Source organism: Streptomyces sp. CT34, from assembly GCF_000805335.1.
Taxonomy (GTDB): domain Bacteria; phylum Actinomycetota; class Actinomycetes; order Streptomycetales; family Streptomycetaceae; genus Streptomyces.
Window position 1 is genome coordinate 5,233,819 of the sequence record NZ_KN708638.1, and the last position, 19,730, is coordinate 5,253,548.

At 69.5% G+C, this 19,730-nt stretch carries 18 protein-coding genes; 4 read left to right on the forward strand and 14 right to left on the reverse strand.

Annotation, left to right across the window (positions count from 1 at the left end):
• Positions 1-86: 86 nt before the first annotated feature.
• Both RZ84_RS22960 and RZ84_RS22965 read right to left on the reverse strand, forming a co-directional pair.
• Entirely contained in the window at positions 87-371 is a 285-nt protein-coding gene (locus tag RZ84_RS22960) for a type II toxin-antitoxin system antitoxin (RefSeq protein WP_043265874.1), read from the reverse strand.
• Positions 368-1,348: an SPFH domain-containing protein gene (locus RZ84_RS22965; protein ID WP_043265875.1), complete on the reverse strand. Its 981-nt coding sequence runs from the start codon at positions 1,346-1,348 to the stop codon at positions 368-370. The genes RZ84_RS22960 and RZ84_RS22965 overlap by 4 nt, the downstream gene beginning before the upstream one ends.
• 273 nt (positions 1,349-1,621) lie before the next feature.
• On the opposite strand from RZ84_RS22965, the gene RZ84_RS22970 reads away from it, so the two are divergent.
• Entirely contained in the window at positions 1,622-3,925 is a 2,304-nt protein-coding gene (locus RZ84_RS22970; RefSeq protein ID WP_043265876.1) for a transglycosylase domain-containing protein, read from the forward strand.
• Between the two features lie 70 nt (positions 3,926-3,995).
• On the opposite strand, the gene RZ84_RS22975 is transcribed toward RZ84_RS22970, so the two are convergent.
• The 7 genes from RZ84_RS22975 to RZ84_RS23000 all read right to left on the reverse strand — a co-directional run bounded on the left by RZ84_RS22975 (position 3,996) and on the right by RZ84_RS23000 (position 12,458).
• Positions 3,996-5,459 (reverse strand): catalase, encoded by a 1,464-nt coding sequence (locus RZ84_RS22975; RefSeq protein ID WP_043265877.1) that lies wholly within the window; start codon positions 5,457-5,459, stop codon positions 3,996-3,998.
• 190 nt (positions 5,460-5,649) lie between these two features.
• Positions 5,650-7,962, reverse strand: a complete 2,313-nt coding sequence (locus tag RZ84_RS22980) for a SpoIIE family protein phosphatase (RefSeq protein WP_043265878.1) — start codon at positions 7,960-7,962, stop codon at positions 5,650-5,652.
• 87 nt (positions 7,963-8,049) lie between these two features.
• Complete coding sequence (locus RZ84_RS22985) at positions 8,050-8,733, reverse strand: class I SAM-dependent DNA methyltransferase (RefSeq protein ID WP_043265879.1); 684 nt, start codon at positions 8,731-8,733, stop codon at positions 8,050-8,052.
• 221 nt (positions 8,734-8,954) lie between these two features.
• The gene (locus RZ84_RS22990; protein ID WP_043265880.1) at positions 8,955-9,680 is read right to left on the reverse strand and encodes a cytidylyl-2-hydroxypropylphosphonate hydrolase; all 726 of its coding nucleotides are present in this window, start codon (positions 9,678-9,680) and stop codon (positions 8,955-8,957) included.
• A 229-nt stretch (positions 9,681-9,909) separates the two neighbouring features.
• Complete coding sequence (locus RZ84_RS22995; RefSeq protein ID WP_043265881.1) at positions 9,910-11,304, reverse strand: class II fumarate hydratase; 1,395 nt, start codon at positions 11,302-11,304, stop codon at positions 9,910-9,912.
• A gap of 82 nt (positions 11,305-11,386) precedes the next feature.
• Positions 11,387-11,644, reverse strand: a complete 258-nt coding sequence (locus RZ84_RS35165; RefSeq protein ID WP_052230536.1) for a DUF397 domain-containing protein — start codon at positions 11,642-11,644, stop codon at positions 11,387-11,389.
• Complete coding sequence (locus tag RZ84_RS23000; RefSeq protein WP_043265882.1) at positions 11,544-12,458, reverse strand: helix-turn-helix domain-containing protein; 915 nt, start codon at positions 12,456-12,458, stop codon at positions 11,544-11,546. Before RZ84_RS23000 ends, RZ84_RS35165 begins: the two co-directional genes overlap by 101 nt.
• Before the next feature lie 287 nt (positions 12,459-12,745).
• Here RZ84_RS23000 and RZ84_RS23005 point away from each other — a divergent pair, with 287 nt between their 5' ends.
• The gene (locus tag RZ84_RS23005; protein WP_241777817.1) at positions 12,746-12,892 is read left to right on the forward strand and encodes a hypothetical protein; all 147 of its coding nucleotides are present in this window, start codon (positions 12,746-12,748) and stop codon (positions 12,890-12,892) included.
• 24 nt (positions 12,893-12,916) lie between these two features.
• Here the strand turns inward: RZ84_RS23005 and RZ84_RS23010 are convergent, their stop codons facing one another.
• From RZ84_RS23010 to RZ84_RS23025, 5 genes are all read right to left on the reverse strand, one after another.
• Positions 12,917-13,573, reverse strand: coding sequence for a hypothetical protein (locus RZ84_RS23010; RefSeq protein WP_043265884.1), 657 nt, complete (start codon positions 13,571-13,573; stop codon positions 12,917-12,919).
• A 23-nt stretch (positions 13,574-13,596) separates the two neighbouring features.
• Entirely contained in the window at positions 13,597-14,373 is a 777-nt protein-coding gene (locus tag RZ84_RS39135; RefSeq protein ID WP_157878882.1) for a hypothetical protein, read from the reverse strand.
• Positions 14,374-14,387: 14 nt separating this feature from the next.
• The gene (locus RZ84_RS23015; protein WP_157878883.1) at positions 14,388-15,641 is read right to left on the reverse strand and encodes a putative T7SS-secreted protein; all 1,254 of its coding nucleotides are present in this window, start codon (positions 15,639-15,641) and stop codon (positions 14,388-14,390) included.
• 39 nt (positions 15,642-15,680) lie between these two features.
• Positions 15,681-16,031: a hypothetical protein gene (locus tag RZ84_RS23020; RefSeq protein WP_043265886.1), complete on the reverse strand. Its 351-nt coding sequence runs from the start codon at positions 16,029-16,031 to the stop codon at positions 15,681-15,683.
• Between the two features lie 229 nt (positions 16,032-16,260).
• Entirely contained in the window at positions 16,261-17,958 is a 1,698-nt protein-coding gene (locus tag RZ84_RS23025) for a fumarate hydratase (protein ID WP_043265887.1), read from the reverse strand.
• A gap of 161 nt (positions 17,959-18,119) precedes the next feature.
• Here RZ84_RS23025 and RZ84_RS23030 point away from each other — a divergent pair, with 161 nt between their 5' ends.
• Complete coding sequence (locus RZ84_RS23030; RefSeq protein WP_347232777.1) at positions 18,120-19,013, forward strand: DUF1707 SHOCT-like domain-containing protein; 894 nt, start codon at positions 18,120-18,122, stop codon at positions 19,011-19,013.
• A gap of 276 nt (positions 19,014-19,289) precedes the next feature.
• Complete coding sequence (locus tag RZ84_RS23035; RefSeq protein ID WP_033266155.1) at positions 19,290-19,649, forward strand: WhiB family transcriptional regulator; 360 nt, start codon at positions 19,290-19,292, stop codon at positions 19,647-19,649.
• Positions 19,650-19,730: the final 81 nt, after the last annotated feature.

Consider the following 19,730-nt stretch of genomic DNA (forward strand, 5'->3'; position numbering starts at 1 on the left):
ATAGACAGGATTTCCGGCTCACGTCCTGGCCGTGGGCGTCCGGGCCGGGCGTCCGGGACGCGGGTGCGGTCCGGACGCCCGCGCGGTCACTCCCCGGTGGCTGCGTCCTCCGGGCGCGGCGCCTTGGGCGGGCGCCCCCGCCGCGGTGGCTCGCCGGCCCCCCGCGGCAGCCGTCCCGCGTCGGCCAGGGCCTTGCGGAGCAGAAACTCGATCTGCGCGTTGGTGCTGCGCAGTTCGTCGTTGGCCCAGCGGGTGAGCGCGTCGTGGATCAGCGGGTCCAGCCGCAGCAGCACCTGCTTGCGCTGCTGCGGCCGGCTTCCGGCGGGCCGTTCGGGGCCGGCGCCGGCTCCCCCTGTGGATCCCTTGCTCACTGGTACAGGGAGCCCGTGTTGAGGACCGGCTGGGCGGCCCGGTCGCCGCACAGCACCACCATCAGATTGCTGACCATGGCGGCCTTGCGCTCCTCGTCGAGCTCGACGATGCCCTGCTCGTTGATCCGCTCCAGGGCCGACTCGACCATGCCGACCGCGCCCTCGACGATCTGCTGGCGGGCCGCGACGACCGCACCGGCCTGCTGCCGCTGGAGCATCGCGGAGGCGATCTCGGGGGCGTAGGCGAGGTGGCTGAAGCGGGTCTCGATGATCTGGACGCCGGCGGCCTGCACCCGTGCGGTCAGCTCCAGCGCCAGCTTCTCGGTGATCTCCTCGGCGTTGCCGCGCAGCGAGAGGCCGCCCTCGTCGTGGGCGTCGTAGGGGTACTCGATCGCGATGTGCCGGACGGCCGCCTCGGTCTGGGTGGCGACGAACTCCAGGAAGTCGTCGACCTCGAAGAGCGCCTGCGCGGTGTCCTCGACCTTCCAGACCACGATCGAGGCCAGCTCGATGGGGTTGCCGTAGGCGTCGTTGACCTTGAGGACCGCGGTCTCGTGGTTGCGCACCCGGGTGGAGATCCGGCGGGCGGTGGTCAGCGGGTTCACCCAGCGCAGGCCGTCGGTGCGGATGGTGCCGACGTACCGGCCGAAGAGCTGGATCACCCGGGCCTCGCCGGGCGCGACCATCTTCACGCCGGTCATGCAGAAGAGCGAGCCCGCCAGCAGCAGGACGCCGGCGATGACCATCGGGACGGCGACGGCGTTGTTGCCGCCGTTGCCGATGACGCCGCCGACGGCGATCAGCGCGACCCCCAGGGCGACGCCGAGGACGGTCAGCAGCAGGGCCAGGCCGCCGGGGATGCTGTGCGCGGTCCGCTCGCGGACCTGCGGGGCCGGCATCTCGGGGGCGTCGACGGTGTCCGCGGCGGCCCGGCCGGCCGGTGCGGAGTCGGCGGAGAGGGGTGTCGGTTCGGGCATGGGGTCCCCGTTTCTCAAGGAAGGCGCACCGCACGGCGCGTGATGTGCGCCGCAGTGCATGCTTTCGCTGGTCTAGCAAAGTGCTATCACTTTAACGCCTTGGCCCGGCCCGGTCCAGGCCCGTACCGCGCAGTCCCCGGATGGTTGCGTTCCGGGCCCGTGCTGTATGTCACGTCGGGAAAAGCCTTGATCGATGAGGATTTGTTGACAGATGCGGTGTTAGCTTCAACAGCTGAGTTATCCGGGGGCGGAACGACTGGAGTTACTGGAGCGATGGGCCGAGCGGACGCGAGACGGGCGCGGCAGGGGAGCGCCCGCCGGGGCAAACCGACGCAGAAGAGGTCCGGCATACGCCGGTTCTTCACCTGGAAGAAGATCCTCGGGACGTTCCTCGGCGCCTGCCTGCTGGGCATCCTCGGCTTCATCGGCCTCTACCTGTACGTGGACATACCGGCCGGCAACAAGCAGGCCCACCTCCAGAGCAATGTCTTCAAGTACGCGGACGGCTCGGTCATGGCGCGGGCCGGCGCGGTCAACCGCGAGACCGTCCCGCTCAGCCGGATACCGAAGGACGTCCAGCACACCTTCGTCGCCGCCGAGAACAAGACCTTCTACCAGGACTCCGGCGTCGACCTGAAGGGCACCCTCCGCGGCGTCCTGAACACCCTCCGGGGCCGGGGCAAGCAGGGTGGCTCGACGATCACCCAGCAGTACGTCAAGAACTACTACCTGAGCCAGGAACAGACGGTCTCCCGCAAGCTCCAGGAGATCGTCATCTCCCTCAAGGTGGACCAGAAGTACTCCAAGGACGACATCCTCGCCGGCTACATCAACACCAGCTACTACGGCCGCGGCGCCTACGGCATCCAGGCCGCCGCGCAGGCGTACTACGGCGTGGACGTCGACAAGCTCACCGTCTCCCAGGGCGCCTACCTCGCCTCGCTGCTCCAGGCGCCGAGCCAGTACGACTGGGCCACCGCGACCGACGCCGGCAAGGAGCGGGTCAAGGAGCGCTGGGCGTACACGCTCAACAACATGGTCGAGATGAAGTGGCTGTCGCCCGGGGACCGCGCCAAGCAGAAGTTCGAGATTCCCGAGCCGCCCAAGCCGCTGCCCGGCCTGAGCGGCCAGACCAGCTACCTCGTCGCCGAGGCCAAGAAGGAGCTCTTCGCCCAGGGCGTCGACGAGACCGAGTTCGAGGCCGGCGGCTGGACCGTCACCCTCGGCATCGAGAAGGACAAGCAGAAGGCGTTGGAGCAGGCGGTCAGGCGCAAGCTGACCGATGACCTCGACCCCAAGAAGCGCTCGGTCGACGCGGACGCGCAGCTCGGCGCCACCTCGGTGGACCCGAATACCGGTTACGTCGTCGCGATGTACGGCGGCGCCGGCTACCCGAAGCACTACACCGACAACGCGACCCGCGAGGACTACCAGGCGGCCTCCACCTTCAAGCCGCTGATCCTGGCGTCCGCGATGGAGAACCACGCACAGACCCAGAGCGGCGTCCCGATCACCCCGAACACCGTCTACGACGGCCACAACCGCCGTCCGGTCGTCGGCGGCACCATCCCCTTCGCGCCGCCCAACGAGGACGAGCACGACTACGGGAAGATCACCGTCCAGACGGCCACCAACAACTCCGTCAACGCGGTCTTCGCGCAGATGGGCGCCGACGTCGGCCTGGACAAGGTCAAGCAGACCGCGTCCAGTCTGGGCCTGAACGGCGCCAGGATGGACGTCAAGCCGGCCATGACCCTGGGCACCATGGGCGCCAGCCCGCTCCAGATGGCCGGCGCGTACGCGACCCTCGACAACCACGGCACGAAGGTCACCCCGACCCTGGTGATGAAGGCGGTGCACAGCACGAACGGCACCGACAAGAGCGTCCAGCTGAAGAACCCGATCGGCGATCGGGTCCTGTCCCGCAGGACGGCCGACACCGTCACCTCCGTACTGACGGGCGTGGTCAACGACGGCACCGCCGCGGACGCCGTGAAGAACACCTCCTACAAGGCGGCGGGCAAGACCGGTACCTCCGACGACAACAAGTCGGCCTGGTTCGTGGGCTACACGCCCAAGCTGGTCACCGCGGTCGGCATGTTCGGCGAGGCCCCGTCCGGAGGCGCCCAGGTCTCCCTGAAGGGCACCGGAGGCGGCGGCCGGGTCAACGGCGGCGGCTACCCGGCGCGGGTGTGGGCCGACTACACGCAAAGCGCGCTGGGCGACGGCACCGGCGGCGAGTTCGAGCTGGAGACGGACCTCGGTGCCGGGGTGCCCGCGACGCCCACGCCGACGCCCAGCCGCGTCCCCTCGGCGACGCCGAGCCCGACGCCCAGCCACACCCCGTCCGGCACCCCGTCGCCGTCCGGCTCCCCGTCGAGCAGCGAGTCCGGCCGCCCGTCGGGCCGCCCGTCGCCGTCCACCGGCGGCTCCTCCGGCCCGCCCAACGGCGGTACCAACGGCACCGGTGGGTCCCACGGGATCGGCGGCGCCAACGGCACCGGCGGGAACGGGACACCGGGCGGCGCCAACGGGAACAACGGCGGCAACCCGGTGCCGAACAACTTCGGCGGCTGACGCCCGCCCCGTCGCGGCACACCGCGGCCCCCACCCGTCCGGGAGGGGGCCGCGGTGCCGTGCGGGGGGCTCAGCCGCCGTTGACCTTGGCGGCGATCCGGTCGCCCAGGTTCTTGTCGATGTTGCGCCAGTACTGGAGCGCCCGGTCCAGCACCGGACGGCTCACCCCGTTCCGCAGATGCCCGGCGACATTGCCGACCAGCCGCTCCCGGGCCGCGTCGTCCAGCACGCTGCGGACCATCGTCCCCGGCTGCCCGAAGTCGTCGTCGTCGCTCCGCAGGGTGTACGCGTGCCGCACCATCTCGCCGCTGGTCTCCCAGCCCGCCGGCTCCCCGAAGTTCGCGGTGTCGGCAGCCGGGCCGCCGTAGGAGTTCGGGGCGTACGGCCGGGCCGCGCGCGCCGGGTCGAAGCGCATCGGGCCGTCCTTGGCGTACGAGTGGACGGGCACATGCGCCCGGTTGGGCGGCAGCTGCGCGTAGTTCGGACCGATCCGGTACCGGTGGGTGTCCGGGTAGGAGAAGAGCCGGCCGAGCAGCATCTTGTCCGGGGACGGGCCGACGCCCGGCACCATGTTGGACGGCTCGAACGCGGCCTGCTCGACGTGGATGAAGTAGTCCTCCGGATTCCTGTTGAGGGTCATCCGGCCGACCTCGATCAGCGGGTAGTCGCCGTGCGGCCACACCTTGGTCAGGTCGAACGGGTTGAACCGGTAGTCCACGGCGTCCTCGAACGGCATGACCTGCACGTACAGCGTCCACGACGGGGCGTTCCCGCTGTCGATCGCCTCGTACAGATCGCGCCGGTGGCAGTCCGCGTCCTCGCCGGCGAGCCGGTCCGCGTCCTCCTGCGTGAGGAAGTCGATGCCCTGGTCGGTCTTGAAGTGGTACTTGATCCAGAACTTCTCGCCGCCGGCGTTGATCCACATGTAGGTGTGCGAGCCGTAGCCGTTCATGTGGCGGTAGGTCTTCGGGATGCCGCGGTCGCCCATCAGCCAGGTGACCATGTGGGCCGACTCCGGCGACAGCGTCCAGAAGTCCCACTGCATGTCGTTGTCGCGCAGCCCGTTGTCCGGGCGGCGCTTCTGCGAGCGGATGAAGTCCTGGAACTTGATCGTGTCCCGTACGAAGAAGATCGGCGTGTTGTTGCCCACCAGGTCGTAATTGCCGTGCTCGGTATAGAACTTGAGGGCGAAGCCGCGCGGGTCGCGCCAGGTGTCCGGGGAGCCCTGCTCGCCCGCCACGGTCGAGAAGCGGGCCAGCATCTCGGTTTCCTTGCCGGGCTGGAAGAGATCGGCCTTGGTGAACTGGCTGACGTCGTTGGTGACCTTGAAGAATCCGTACGCGCCGCTGCCCTTGGCGTGCACCACCCGCTCGGGGACCCGTTCGCGGTTGAACTGGGCCATCTTCTCGATGAGGTAGTGGTCATGGAGCAGGATGGGGCCGTCCGGACTCACGGTGAGCGAGTGCTCGTCGCTCTCCACCGGGATGCCGGTGTTGCTCGTCGTGCGCGGGACGTTCTGGGCGGTGCTGGTCATTGGAGGAGTGCCTCCCGTTCGATGACTGGCCGTGGGGCGGGGAGCAGGGGCGAATGGCCCTTTAGCCCCTTTTGTCCCACCCAAGCAGTCAACGCCGTCCGCGGCATGTCGGCAAGGGCGAAAGGGTCCGCAACGCCGGGGACCCCGCCCGGTCCGGACGGGGTCCCTGCCCACGGGGAGGCGGCTCAGGTCAGCCGCGCGGCGCCCCCGGCGGCATCGACAGCTCGAACCAGACGACCTTGCCCATGCTCAGCCGGGTCGCGCCCCAGCGCCGCGCCATCCGGTTGACCAGGTAGAGCCCGCGCCCGCCCTCGTCGGACGGCCGGGCCTGGCGCAGCCGCGGCAGCTGCGGAACGTCGTCGCCGACCTCGCAGCGCAGTACGTCCGTCCGCAGCAGCCGCAGCGTCACCGGCCGCTCCGCGTACCGCACCGCGTTCGTGACCACCTCGCTCACCAGCAGCTCCAGCTGATCGGTCAGCTCGTCCAGGCCCCAGCGCGCCAGCGCCCGGCGGGCCAGCCGGCGCGCCTGCCCGGCCGTCTGCGCCTTCGGGTCCAGATACCAGTACGCGACATCGCTCGGCGCGATCCCGTCGAACCGGGCCGCCAGCAGCGCGATGTCGTCATCGCGGTCGCCGGGCCCCAGCATGTCCAGCACCTCGTCGCACATCGGCTCCAGCGGCGGCGGATTGAGACCGGTCAGCCGGGCCGTCTCGGCCAGCCGCTCCCGCAGCTGCTCGATACCGGTCCACACGTCCCGGATCCGCGACTCGACCAGGCCGTCGGTGTAGAGCACGAGGGTGGCGCCCGCCGGGGCGTCCAGCTCCACCGCCTCGAAGTCCACCCCGCCGACCCCGATCGGCGCCCCGGACGGCACCCGCAGCACCTCCGCGCGCCCGCCGCGGTGCAGCATCACCGGCGGCGGATGCCCGGCGTTGGCGATGGTGATCCGGTGCGCCACCGGGTCGTACACCGCGTACAGGCAGGTCGCCATCCGGTCCGTGCCCAGCCGCTGGGCCTGCTCGTCGAGATGGTGCAGCACCTCCTGCGGCGGCAGGTCCAGCCCCGCCAGCGTCTGCGCCGTCGTCCGCAGCTGGCCCATGATCGCCGCCGAGGTCATCGAGTGCCCCATGACGTCGCCGACCACCAGCGCCACCCGGCTGCCCGGCAGCGGGATCGCGTCGTACCAGTCGCCACCCACCCGGGCGGTCTCCGCGGCCGGCAGATAGCGGCTGGCGAGCCGGACCCCGGTCGGCTGCGGCAGCGAGTCGGGCAGCATGGTGCGCTGCAGCGCGTCGGCGATGTACGCCTCCCGGCCGTAGAGCACCGCCTTGTCCACGCCCAGCGCGGTGTGCGTCGCCAGCTGCGCCGCCACCAGCAGATCGTCCGGCTCGAACGCCGGCCGGTCCGGGCGGCGCAGGAACACCGCGGCGCCGATCACCCGCCGGCGCCCGCGCAGCGGCGCCAGGATCACCCGGTGGCCGCCCGGCAGCCGGGTGTCCGGCCCCAGCAGCTCGGGCAGCGCGGTGCGCGCCGCCTGCGCCTCACCGAACAGCGGGCGCACCCCGCGCAGCACCTCGGCCAGCGGCCCGCCCGGCCGCACCTCCGACAGCTCCGCCGCGGTACCGCCCATGGCGGGCCCCAGATCCGGCTGTGCGGGCAGCACCGGCAGCCGCAGTCCGTTGGTGTCCGGTTCCTCCGGGATCCGGTCGGTACGCCGCAGCCGCAGCACCACCGGACCGGTCGGCCGCTCGTCGCCCACCGGCAGCGGATCGCGCAGATAGACCAGGATCGCGTCGGCGAACGTCGGCACCGTCGCCCGGCACAGCCCCAGCACGATCTCGTCCAGATCGATACCGCGGGCGATCCGCCGGGTCGCCGCCCCGATGAACCGCAGCCGGTCACCGCTCGCCTGCCGGGCCGCGGCCACCTCGCTGCTCTCGCCCGGATGCGCCGAGCGCGCCGGCGGCACCGTCGGCGGCCCCTGTGGCGGCCCCTGCGCCCCGGCGGCCTGCGCCCCCTCGCCGTCCGGCCGCGGGCGCTGCTGTCCGTGCCCCGGGTCGTCGCCCGGCACGCCTCCCGGCCGCCCGTCAGCGGGCATGGCCACCTCCCCGTACGAGTCGTACGACCCGCCGTACGAGCCCCCGTACGACGCGCCGTAAGAACTGTCGCGGGCATCGCCGTACGCCCGCGAGGCGTCACCGGCCGGGCCGTGGTCCGCGGCCGGTTCCGCGTCCCGCCGGGTGGCTCCCTGCCCGTCCGGCGGACCCGCGGAGGCGGTGACGGGACGGTCACCGCCGATGCCGATGTCGTTCCCGCCGCGCACCGCGAAGCCCGTCCCCGGCACCGGGACGAACCCGGTGGCGGCGGGCTGCTGCAGGGCGCTGCGCGGGTCCGGTACGCCGCCGGGCGGCGCCGTCCCGGCCGTCCCCGAGGAAGGGGACGCCGAGGGCGCGGCGGTCGGGGCCGACCGCCGCGATTCGTGGGAGGTGGGATGCTCCGTCACGCGTGGGATTCCATCCGTCCGGGGCTGGCGCCTACGCGCCGCGTTCCCGGCGCGCCGCTGGGGCGGGCGCGCCTGACGCGGTGCGGGTCAAGCGCGTCGCAGGTGCATAAAGAGCTGGATTTCCGGTGGTACGTCCGTACTCGCCGGGGCATACGCATACGAGTCCTCCCCGACGACATCGAATCCCGCGTCGCGCACGACCCGGCGCAGGTCGTCCCGCAGGTATCCCGATACCCGGATCGACTTGCCCAGGAACGGAATGGTGAAGTCGTCGACATCCGCCTCGACCATTGCCAGGGCCAGCAGCCCGTCGGGTCGCAGCAGATCATGCAGCAGGCCCAGCGCGTAAGGGATTTCCGCACGAGGCATCATCAAGAGCGAGAAATAGGCGGCGATTCCGTCGAAGGAACCGGTCCCGCCGAGCCGGCCGGCACGCAGATCGGCGATGTCCAGCCGGTGGAATTCGGCGCCCGGGGCGTTGTCCCGGGCCAGTTTGACCATGGTGGGGGAGAGGTCGATTCCCACGACCCGGTGGCCGGCGTCGGACAGTTGACGGGCGGTCGGCAGGCCCGTACCGCAGCCCGCGTCCAGGATCCGCGATCCGGCGGGCAGCGCGCCGGCCAGCCAGTCGCCGGAGGCGATCTGTCCTTCCTTGTGTGGAAAGGCCGCTTCGTATTCGTCGCCGATCGCGTCGAACGCCTCGGCCTGCCCGGCTCGGTCCAGTGCTAACCGATTCAGACCCTCGTACGCGTCGTAGCTTGTCGCGCTCACGACCTCGCCCCTCCTGCGACCGCGGTCAAGTTCGTTTTCCCGTTCTGGAGTTGCGCCTGTGCAGTCCTGCGGAGGACGATCCTACGTTTGCGGACCCAGGGCGCAGCAAGGGGGCTGGGTACCGCTTCTCGCGGGGCGGGAAACAGCTTTGCCCATAGGCGCACCTTTCCACCGTTCGCCCCCTTCACTCGCTTCAATCTCTTCTTTTCCCGTTTGCTGCCTCACGAGCGCAAACGATCGGGTGGCCGGTCCCAGTTCTCCGGCAGCTCCGGAACGCCCCAGGCCGGATCGGGCCGCCAGCTCTCCCAGCCGTCACAGAACGGCCCGGCCCACGCCGCGATCTGTGCGACCGCGGCGCGCCCGGCGCATCTGACCGCGTCTGCCTGCACATCCGTCACCAGCCCGTCCCGCCGCGCCTGGGCGAACTCGTCCTCGTCCCGCCACTCCCAATGCCGGTCCGGATAGACGCAGATGTCCAGGAAATGATCGAGTGAGTCGATTCCGCCCGCCCAACGGCGGCGCGGCTCCTCCAGATTGACGTACCAGTTCTTGAAGTGCCAGCCGCGCTCCCAGAACAGCCACACCGACCAGGGGACGCCCGGCCGGGCCAGCTTCAGCACACCGCTGCCGAACCACCGGTCGCGGACGGTGCGCCGCGGTTTGGTGTAACGGGTGGCCAGCGGCTCGCGGTGCACCGGCGTTCCGTCGGCGAGCGCCGGCTTGATGCACGAGGTGCCCGGCGCCATCCACACCGCGAGCAACTCCTCGGTGTCCTGCACGACGGTCACCGGACGACAGATGTGGAACCGGCCGGCCTCGGCGTTGTCCCGGTAGCGCCACAGGATGTGGTCCCCCGGTGCCCAGCGCCCCGGCCCCGCCGCGGGTCGCCCCGCCCCGGCCGCCGTCGCACCCCTGCCGGCCGCATCGCCTTCCGTCGTCTCCACCATGTCCGCCGTCATGAGCAGATCTTAGGCGCGGCGCGTTACGCGCGTGGTGACATGGGCCGCACCCGCGGTTACGGACGGGGCACCGGCACCGTCACGGACGGGGCATGGGGGACGCCACGGACGCGGGCGGAACGGCCGTCACGGACGCGGCCAAGGCGGCGGCCACGGACGGGTCGACGGTCGCGCTCGCACCCGTCACGCACCCGTCACGCACCCCTCACGGGCACCGCTACGGACGGGTCATCCGCAACACGTCCAGCGCCTCGTCGAGCTGTTCCTCCGTCAGCAGTCCCCGCTCGACATAGCCGCCCTCGATGACCACCTCCCGGATCGTCTTCCGCTCCGCCAGCGACCGCTTGGCCACCTTCGCGGCCTCCTCGTACCCCAGGTACGTGTTCAGCGGTGTCACCACCGACGGCGACGACTCGGCGTACTCCCGGGCCCGTTCGGCGTTCGCCGTGATGCCGTCCACCGTCCGGTCCGCCAGCAGCCGCGAGACGTTCGCGATCAGCCGGATCGACTCCAGCACGTTCCGCGCGATGACCGGCAGCATCACGTTCAGCTCGAAGTTGCCGGCCGCCCCGGCCGCCGCCACCGTCGCGTCATTCCCGGTGACCTGCGCGGCGACCATCAGCACCGCCTCCGGAATGACGGGATTGACCTTCCCCGGCATGATCGACGACCCCGGCTGGAGATCCGGCAGACTGATCTCCGCGAGCCCGGTGCGCGGCCCCGACGCCATCCACCGCAGATCATTGGCGATCTTCGTCAGCCCGACCGCGATGGTCCGCAACTGACCACTGGTCTCCACGATCCCGTCCCGCGCCCCCTGCGCCTCGAAGTGATTGCGCGCCTCCGTCAGCGGCAGCCCGGTGGTCCGCGCCACCTCCGCGATCACCGAGGCCGAGAACCCCGGCGGCGTGTTGATACCGGTGCCCACCGCCGTGCCGCCCAGCGGGAGTTCGGCCAGCCGCGGCAGCGACGCCCGCAGCCGCTCCACGCCGTACCGCACCTGCGCGGCGTACCCCCCGAACTCCTGCCCCAGCGTCACCGGCGTCGCATCCATCAGATGCGTCCGCCCCGACTTCACCACCCCGGCGAACTCCTCCGCCTTGCGCTCCAGCGCCGCCGCCAGATGCTCCAGCCCCGGAATCAGGTCGTTCAGCACCGCCGACGTCGCCGCGATATGGATCGACGACGGGAAGACGTCGTTCGACGACTGGCTGGCGTTGACGTGGTCGTTGGGGTGCACGTCCTTCCCCAGCCGCTCGGTCGCGAGCGTCGCGATGACCTCGTTGGCATTCATGTTCGACGACGTCCCGGACCCGGTCTGGAACACATCGATCGGGAAGTCCTCGTCCCACCGCCCCTCGGCCACCTCCGCGGCGGCCTCCGCGATCGCCCCCGCGATCTCCTTGCCCAGCACCCCCAGCTCGGCGTTGACGACCGCCGCCGCCCCCTTGATCCGCGCCAGCGCCTCGATATGCGCCCGCTCCAGCCGCTGCCCCGAGATCGGGAAGTTCTCCACGGCACGCTGCGTCTGCGCCCGCCACTTGGCATGCGCGGGCACCCGCACCTCACCCATCGAGTCGTGCTCGATCCTGTACGCGCTGTTCTCACTCATGTCTATGACAGTGCCCGAGAACACCGATCTGTTCCCGGGCCTGGTGCTTTGTCACCTGCCTGCGGGGCGCAGGCCGGCGGCGTCAGCCCTTCAGGGCGCGTATGAAGGCGGTCCAGGCGCCCCCGGGGAAGACCAGAGCGGGGCGCTGCGGGGCCTTCGAGTCACGGACGGGAACCAGACCGGCGCTGCCGTCCGCCACCTCGACGCAGTCGCCACCCGCCTGATTGCTGTAGGTGGACTTACGCCAGGCCGCGACGCCGGGAAAGCCTTCCGCTACCTCTACGCAGTTGCCACCGGCCTGATTGCTGTAGCTGGACTTGCGCCAGACGGCGGCGCTCAGATCGGGACGGGACGCGCTCACCACGATAAGTGCCTTCCATTGCGGATCGGATCACGTCGAGCGACATATTCGGCGGCAGGGCCAGGACCCCGAGCCGTTCATAGGCCACACGGTACGCCTTCACTTCCCCTGGTTCCTCGGTCAGTTGGCCGTAGTCGGCGCTTTCGAGATATGCGGCATCGCAACCGTCCGCCGAGGTCAGTACGGTGAATGACCCTCCCATTGCCTCGTGCTTGTCGCTGCTGAAGGGCAGCACCTGCACCGTGATGCGGGGATTGTCCGCGGCCTCCAGCAGGCGCGCGAACTGCGCCCGCATGATGGCCGCTTTGCCGACGGGCCGCACCAGCACGGCCTCGTCGAGAACCACGGACAGTTCAGGGCCGTCGGACTGCTCAAGCCGGGCCTGCCGCCCGAGCCGGGCGGCCACCCGTTCCTCCAGCTGTTCGTCGGAGACGAGTGTGCGGTCGAGGCTCAGCAGATCCCGCGCATACTCCTTGGTCTGAAGCAGGCCCGGCACGACAGCCGGCATGTACTGCCGGATGACCACCGCCCGTTCCGACAGCGCCATGAACTTCCGCGACCAGTCCGGGAACGTCTCCCGGTAGACGTACGGCCATAGGTCCACCAGCAATCCATCCGCGCCCACCGCCCCGTCCAGCGCCCGCGCCAGCTCCAGCGTCGGCTTGGCGCCCGTGCACCGCTCGACCTGATTGGTGCGCGTGCTGTGCGTGCTCACCGCCGCGCCGAGCGCGGTCTGCGTCAGCCCGGCGTCGAGCCGCAGCTTCCGCAGCCGCGTCCCGAACAACGCGGCCATCGATGACGCCGGATCAATCTCCCTGCGCACGGCCCCACTTCCCCTCCCGGCGGCTTACGACTGAAGGAATCAGCACTCACTCTCTTCCCAAGGTTACGTCGCAGGGTGACGATGGGAACACGGAACGTAGCAATCCGCTGGAAGTTGAGGGGATCCCACGACGGATCCCGGCAGTCGCCCTCGCGACTATCGGGAGCGTCAACTCCCCGCCAAGCACTACAGGAGCGTCCTTCATGGATTTGAGCGCCGGCCACACATCGCCCGGCCCGCGATCCCGGCATTCCCTGATGACCTTGCGCGTCTACAAGACGACCCGCGACGGCGTCGTCACCCAGGAACGCGCCCAGATCCACGTCGTCGCCAGCGACCGCCTCGACCTCTACGGCCTCTCCCACGCGTGGCCGCCGTGCGCTTGTCCCCTTCACCAAGGGTGATAGGCAGTGGCGCGGGACGGCGGCTCAGCCGAACGCGGGCTGCGGAACGGGAGCACCCTCCGGCGTGAACTGGAGGCTCTGGAGGAACGGCACCATCAGCTCGCAGTAGTCCGCCCAATGGTCCGTGCTGGGCGTGCCGAACGTCACCGTAACGAGCGTCTGGGCCCCCGGGACCGCGCTCTGCGGAACGGGGATGAACGCCTGCAACTGCGCGACGTCGATCGGGATGTCTTCCCCCGAGGCCGCGAATTCGGCGGGCATTCGCAGCTCGGGCGACTGCCGAAGGACCAGGGTGGCCTGGCCGCAGGGCAGACCGATGGTGCTGACCTCGGCGCTCGTCCCGTGTTTGGCGGCCAGGACCTTGGTCATGCCGGCGACCGCGACCCCGGTGTCCTGATATGCGAGCGGCTGGACCGCGATGGTCACCGTGCCCATGGACAGGTCGCCGTCGTCGTCGAACGTTCCGAAGCAGGTGCCCGAGTAACGGACACCGGTTTCCGCGAGCAGCTGCGAGACCTTCTGGTATTCCGCCGCGATCGCGTCGAGCTGCCCACCGGGCAGGACCGCTCCCTGGGCTTCCGCCCGGGCGGCGACCTCTGCGCTTGCTTGTTCGGGGTTCAGACCGGGGGTGGTCTCCCGGAAGGCGGAGGAAATCTCGAAGGTGATCTGTACCGCGCTCATTGAATTCACCATGTTCGCCGGGTTCACGGGGATTTCGGGGGCTGTTGTCCGGTGCTCGGCCATGGACCGGGCGGGGCGCTGCCTGACGGCGGGCCGTATCCCGGTGGCGGAGGAGCCATATAGGGATTGGCGACCGGGGGCGGTGGGGCCGGATAGGGATTGGCGACCGGGGGAGAGGGAGCCCGGGAGTCAGCAGCGGGACCGGGACGTGAGGTCTGCGGGTCCGCCGTGCGTCTGCGTTGGTTCGCGCGCCACGTGTACCACTTGAGCACCACAGCGCCGGACAGAAAGAGGACCGAGGCGACAGCGAGCACGACGTACGAGTGCCCGGAGCAATAGTTGCGGACGGCCTCCACCGCTGCTGCGATGCCGAAGACCAGAAGGCCCTGGAATTGGTAGCTCCGCGCGCCGGGATCGGGAGCTTGGCGGAGTTCTTCCTGGATCTGTTCCACCGGGATCACGACGGGCGGTGTGTTCCATACCGGTGTGACACCCGTGTTCGGCGGGACGGCGGTGTTGGTCCTTCGCATGACGAGGAGGCGAGGCGAATATCGCGGGGTCTCGTAACGCGACACGGAATACCCGTACTGATAACCCAACCATGCGGTCTGCGTGGCCGACATCCCGGCGCCGTGCACCGGAACCTTGACTTCCGGACTCCCGTCGAACGCACGATGGACTCTCTCCAGGTTCTTGCGTCGCGAGGTCGCCGTTGCTCCGTATCCGGAAAACGTGGAGATCGCGGCGTAGATGCTGAATCCAATGGCGAGAAGAATCCCCATGGGGAGCAGGAAGCTCATTTCTCCGACCCCTCTCATCCGGGCGCGTGCTGTGACGCGTCCGCGTCTTTCTCGCTGCCCTTTTCCCAGGCGTGTTTGAACGCGATTCCCAGATTGACCATGGGCGCCATCGGGCCGCCCAGCAGCATGGATCCACCCACTGCAATGGCTTCGCCCTTGTTGCTGGGAAGGAAGTAGCCGAGGCTTGTCAGGTCGTGCTTCCAGTCCACGAGAGTCTTGCCGGTCGACCCCCACCCGGCGGCCTTGCCGAGCTCATCGACCTTCGACTCCAGGATGGCTCCGCTGACTTTCCCCGCTACTTTGGCGGCATTGCTCAGACCGAACGAGGCTACCCCTAGTTCGTCCTCCAGCAACGTCCTGTCGCTGACGACGTCTTTGCCGGCGACGCTCTGTGCTGTCTTATGAAGCGCAAGCGCGGCCAGCGAACTGAGGCCGGAAACGGGTGCCATGACCTCCTCTGCCGGCGGAAAGCAGAATCCGACTAATCCGGTGATGGTGCTGACGGTTGAGAGCACATCGCCAATGGCGGCAATCGCGTTGGCATGTTCCTTGACCCAGCGCCCGAGTAGCTGTTCGAAGTCTCCGATGGCTTTCGCCAGATCTTTGAAGCCCCTCAGTAGATCGTCGAAGAATCCCGGCCCTTCCGGAGCTTCTTTGGCGGCTTCCGACAGCGCTGACGCAGTGTTCGCAGCCAGTTCCTCGTGCTGTGAACGGATTTTTTTCGCGGCCTCGACGATGACCGAGAGCTGATCGCGTGCGTAGTTCTGCTCGTTGACGGCTTGGTCGTAGCGTTCCTTGGCGGATTCGAATTCGGCATCACTCATGACCGAGGGCCCCAGACCGCCGAAGATCTCCAGGTCCGGATTGTTGTCGGCGCGCTCCGCGCGCTTGCGGGCCGTCTTGGCGTCACTCTCGTACGAGTTCGCCGCAGCTTGCATAGCGGTCAGGTGTGACTGCCACGCGTCCAAGGCGTGGCGGGCGTGCTCGAAGCTCTTTCCTGCGGTGTCCAGCAGCTTCGGAAGGGGTTGGATCTTGGCACGGAACCCGTCTGAGGCCGCGCCGCTCCAGCTGATGCCTTTGTTGATGCCTTGGAGGGTCTCCGAGGCGCTCTCGATGTTCTTGTGAGCGCGATCCAGGTCCCCGACAAGATCTTCGATTGCCTGAAGCACCCCGGGTGCTGGATTGAACCGCAGCCCAGAGAATTGACCGTTGTCCTCGTACGGATCTCCGTCGGAGTATCCCCAAATCCGCTCACCGAGGTTATACATGTCCCCCCCGCCATGCTGTGTCAATGGGTGATTTTTTCGCTAACCGAACGGGCTGGCCTGCGCGTCGGCGGCGGCCGGTCCTCCGCTCTGGTCGTGACCTTTGGCGAGAGCCTGATGAATGGCACTGTCGGTCTCGTTGTATGCGCGCGCGGTGGTTTGCATCCCTTGGTGAATGGCATCGGTGATCTCTGCGATCTGCGAAATGCCGTATTCCCATGAATTCTTGAAGTCGGCCCCCGCTCTGTCGATCGGACTACTACCGAGATCGCTGAACGTTGCACTCCGCAAGTCGCTGCTGGCCTTTTTCATAGACTCGGTGCAGAGCTCCAGGCGCGTCGAGAGGGAGCTCAGCTCCTCGACATCGACCGTGAATTCCCCCGAACTGGACACAGGCGTGTATTCCCCCTCGTCGTGGCGTGTCTGACGGCATGGGCGGCAAGAATAACAGGTGTGTATTTCGCCTGGCGATCTCATTGTCAACTTGTTAACGGCGTTGAAAGTTGGCTGAAAATCGCGCCCGCCTGCGGAGTCGGTGAAACGTCAACGGCCATCACCCGCACACCCGCGGATGATGGCCGTAAACGGACAGAACAGGAGGTAAGCCTGTAAGGGATGAGCCCTACGCCTCCCGGCGTACCGGAATGCTGGTGAACGTCGGGGCCGGGGCCGGGTCCTGGAAGAAGTCGTTGCCCTTGTCGTCGACGACGATGAAGGCGGGGAAGTCCTCCACCTCGATTTTCCAGACGGCTTCCATGCCGAGTTCTTCGTATTCGAGGACCTCGACCTTCTTGATGCAGTCCTGGGCGAGGCGGGCCGCCGGGCCGCCGATGGAGCCGAGGTAGAAGCCGCCGTGCGCGGCGCAGGCGTCGGTGACCTGCTGGGAGCGGTTGCCCTTGGCGAGCATGATCTTGGAGCCGCCGGCGGCCTGGAACTGCTCGACGTAGGCGTCCATCCGGCCCGCGGTGGTCGGGCCGAAGGAGCCGGAGGCGTAGCCCTCGGGGGTCTTGGCCGGGCCGGCGTAGTAGACGGGGTGGTCCTTGAGGTACTGCGGCATGCCCTCGCCGGCGTCCAGGCGCTCCTTGATCTTGGCGTGGGCGATGTCGCGGGCGACGACCAGGGTGCCGGTGAGCGAGAGCCGGGTCTTGACCGGGTGCTTGGTCAGCTCGGCGAGGATGTCGTCCATGGGGCGGTTCAGGTCGACGGCGACCGCGTCCAGGTCAGCGCCGGCGCCCTCGGTCAGCTCCTCGTCGCTGGTCTCCGGGAGGAAGCGCGCCGGGTCGGTCTCCAGCTGCTCCAGGAAGACGCCCTCGGCGGTGATCTTCGCGACGGCCTGGCGGTCGGCGGAGCAGGAGACCGCGATGGCGACCGGGCAGGACGCGCCGTGGCGCGGCAGCCGGACGACGCGGACGTCGTGGCAGAAGTACTTGCCGCCGAACTGGGCGCCGATGCCGATCTTCTGGGTGAGTTCGAAGACCTTCTGCTCCAGGTCCGTGTCGCGGAAGCCGTGGCCGGTGGCGGAGCCCGAGGTGGGCAGCTCGTCCAGGTAGTGCGCGGAGGCGTACTTGGCGGTCTTGAGGGCGTACTCGGCGGACGTGCCGCCGACGACGATCGCGAGGTGGTACGGCGGGCAGGCGGCGGTGCCGAGCGAACGGATCTTCTGCTCCAGGAACTTCATCATGGACGCCTCGTTGAGGACGGCCTTGGTCTCCTGGAAGAGGAACGACTTGTTGGCCGAGCCGCCGCCCTTGGCCATGAACAGGAACTTGTACGCGCCGCCGTCGGTCGCGTACAGCTCGATCTGTGCCGGCAGGTTGGTGCCGGTGTTCTTCTCCTCCCACATGGTCAGCGGGGCCATCTGGGAGTAGCGCAGGTTCAGCCGGGTGTACGCGTCGTGGATGCCCCGGGAGAGCGCCTCCTCGTCGCCGCCCCCGGTCAGCACGTTCTGGCCGCGCTTGCCCATGACGATCGCGGTGCCGGTGTCCTGGCACATGGGCAGCACGCCCGCGGCGGCGATGTTGGCGTTCTTGAGGAGGTCGAGGGCGACGAACCGGTCGTTGGCCGATGCCTCGGGGTCGTCGAGGATCCTGCGGAGCTGGGCGAGGTGGGCCGGGCGCAGGTAGTGCGCGATGTCGTGCATCGCCTCGGCCGCAAGCTCGCGCAGCGCCTCCGGCTCGACCTTGAGGAACGTCCGGCCGTCGGCCTCGAAGGTGCTCACACCCTCCGAGGTGACCAGGCGGTAGGGGGTGGCGTCCTCCCCGGTGGGGAGCAGGTCGGTGTAGGCAAATGCCGGGCGGGCCGGGTGGGAGGAGGCAGGCATTTGAGGGTGATTCCTTACTCGGAGGGGTGTGGCTGACGTCTACGGCAGCGCCAGAACAGCGTAGAACCCCGGCCGGCGGGGCCCGCTGTGAGGTAAGGCTCAGTGGGTACAGGTCGTGAGTTCCCTAGTCGCGATCTATCGCGTTTCGGTACGCTGTTGCCGTGGACGCTTCAGACAACGGGGGACGACCGGGCCCCGAGACCCCGCCCGGAACGCTTCAGAAGCAGCAGAGGCACGAGGAGCAGCGGGTGCGGCTGACCAAGGACGCCGCCCGGCCGCAGGGCAAACCGGTCGCCGAGGCGGACCTGCGCGCCTCGGACGCCGACCGCGACCGGATCGCCGAGATCCTGCGCGAGGCGCTCGCCGAGGGCCGGCTGGACGCCGAGGAGCACGCCGAGCGGATCGACGCGGTCTACCGCGCCAAGACCATCGGCGAACTGGAGCCCGTCGTAAGGGACTTGCCCGTGGCGGGCGACAACGGCCGGCAGCCCGGCCCGGCGTACGACGCCGTGCAGACCGGCCACCTTCCCGACCAGAGCCTCGTCGCGATCTTCAGCGCCGCCGCCCGCAAGGGCCGCTGGCGGGTCCCGGCGCGGATCAACGCGGTCGCGGTCTTCGGGAGCGTGGAGATCGATCTGACCGAGGCGGTCTTCCCCCAGCAGCAGATCCAGATCAACGTCACCTCCGTCTTCGGCAGTGTCGAGATCCGGGTCCCGGAGAACATCACGCTGCGCAGCAGCGGCTCGGGCATCCTGGGCAGCTTCGAGGCCGAGACGAACGACGCGGTGGACCCCGACGCCCCGGTCGTGCACGTCAACGGCTTCGCGCTGCTGGGCAGTGTGGAGGCCAGGCCGAAGCGCGGCGCCTGGATCCACGATCTGCACGACCGGCTGCGCGACCAGCGCCGGGAGCGCCACGAGCGGCTCGACCGGCTGCGCGCCGAGCGGCACGAGCGGATGGACCGCCTGCGGACGGAGCGGCACGAGCTGATGGACCGGCGGCGGGCCGAGCGCCGGGAGCGGCGGGACGAACGGCGCGACCGCCACCGCGGCTGACCGGACCGGCGGCGCGGCCCGACGGGCCGGTCGGCAGGAGGACCGATGACGGTTCCGCCGGCGGTACGGCGGCTGACGGGCGGCGACCCGGCCCGTTGACGGGGGCGCCGCCCGCCGCGCCCCGCGCTCCCGATCGCCACGGTGTGCATAAGCGTGCGTACAGCGGGTAGGGCTGGTGCATCGTCTCTCGTACGGCTGCGGGGTGCGAAAAAGGCCGTGCGCAGCGAGACGGGCAAGGGTGATTTCTCTCGCCGAAGCCGTCGTCAGGAGTAGACCGTGCTGCTACCGCATCAGCCCCTGCAGGATGCCGCTGTCGTACCGTCCCCGCGGGTGCCCGCTCGCGACGAGGCCGGCCCCTGGCATTCGGAGGCGGTGTGCCGCCGGGACGAAGCCGGGCTGTTCTTCGCCCCGTCCAAGGAGCCGACCGCCGCACGGCTGGCAAGGGAGGAAGCCGCGAAGCGGGTCTGTGCCCGCTGCCCCGTGATGGTCGAGTGCCGGGAGCACGCGCTGCTCCAGCCGGAACCGTACGGCGTCTGGGGCGGTCTGACCGCGGCCGAGCGCCGGGTGGTGCTGACCCGGCGCCGGCGCCGTGAGGCGGAGCTCCAGCGCGCCGCCCATATGCCCGCCGCCGGCTGACCGCCGGACCGTCGGGCCGTATGGACCGTTTCGCCCCCGCCGGAGAGTCTCCGACGGGGGCGAAGTGTCTGTGCGCGGCGT

Coding starts and splice junctions, on each gene's coding strand:
- RZ84_RS22990 (WP_043265880.1), bottom strand. CDS start 9,680: ATGGTGGAGACGACGGAAGGCGATGCGGCCGGCAGGGGTGCGACGGCG.
- RZ84_RS22970 (WP_043265876.1), top strand. CDS start 1,622: ATGGGCCGAGCGGACGCGAGACGGGCGCGGCAGGGGAGCGCCCGCCGG.
- RZ84_RS22965 (WP_043265875.1), bottom strand. CDS start 1,348: ATGCCCGAACCGACACCCCTCTCCGCCGACTCCGCACCGGCCGGCCGG.
- RZ84_RS23000 (WP_043265882.1), bottom strand. CDS start 12,458: ATGGCCGCGTTGTTCGGGACGCGGCTGCGGAAGCTGCGGCTCGACGCC.
- RZ84_RS23025 (WP_043265887.1), bottom strand. CDS start 17,958: ATGCCTGCCTCCTCCCACCCGGCCCGCCCGGCATTTGCCTACACCGAC.
- RZ84_RS23005 (WP_241777817.1), top strand. CDS start 12,746: ATGACCTTGCGCGTCTACAAGACGACCCGCGACGGCGTCGTCACCCAG.
- RZ84_RS23010 (WP_043265884.1), bottom strand. CDS start 13,573: ATGAGCGCGGTACAGATCACCTTCGAGATTTCCTCCGCCTTCCGGGAG.
- RZ84_RS22995 (WP_043265881.1), bottom strand. CDS start 11,304: ATGAGTGAGAACAGCGCGTACAGGATCGAGCACGACTCGATGGGTGAG.
- RZ84_RS23015 (WP_157878883.1), bottom strand. CDS start 15,641: ATGTATAACCTCGGTGAGCGGATTTGGGGATACTCCGACGGAGATCCG.
- RZ84_RS39135 (WP_157878882.1), bottom strand. CDS start 14,373: ATGAGCTTCCTGCTCCCCATGGGGATTCTTCTCGCCATTGGATTCAGC.
- RZ84_RS22975 (WP_043265877.1), bottom strand. CDS start 5,459: ATGACCAGCACCGCCCAGAACGTCCCGCGCACGACGAGCAACACCGGC.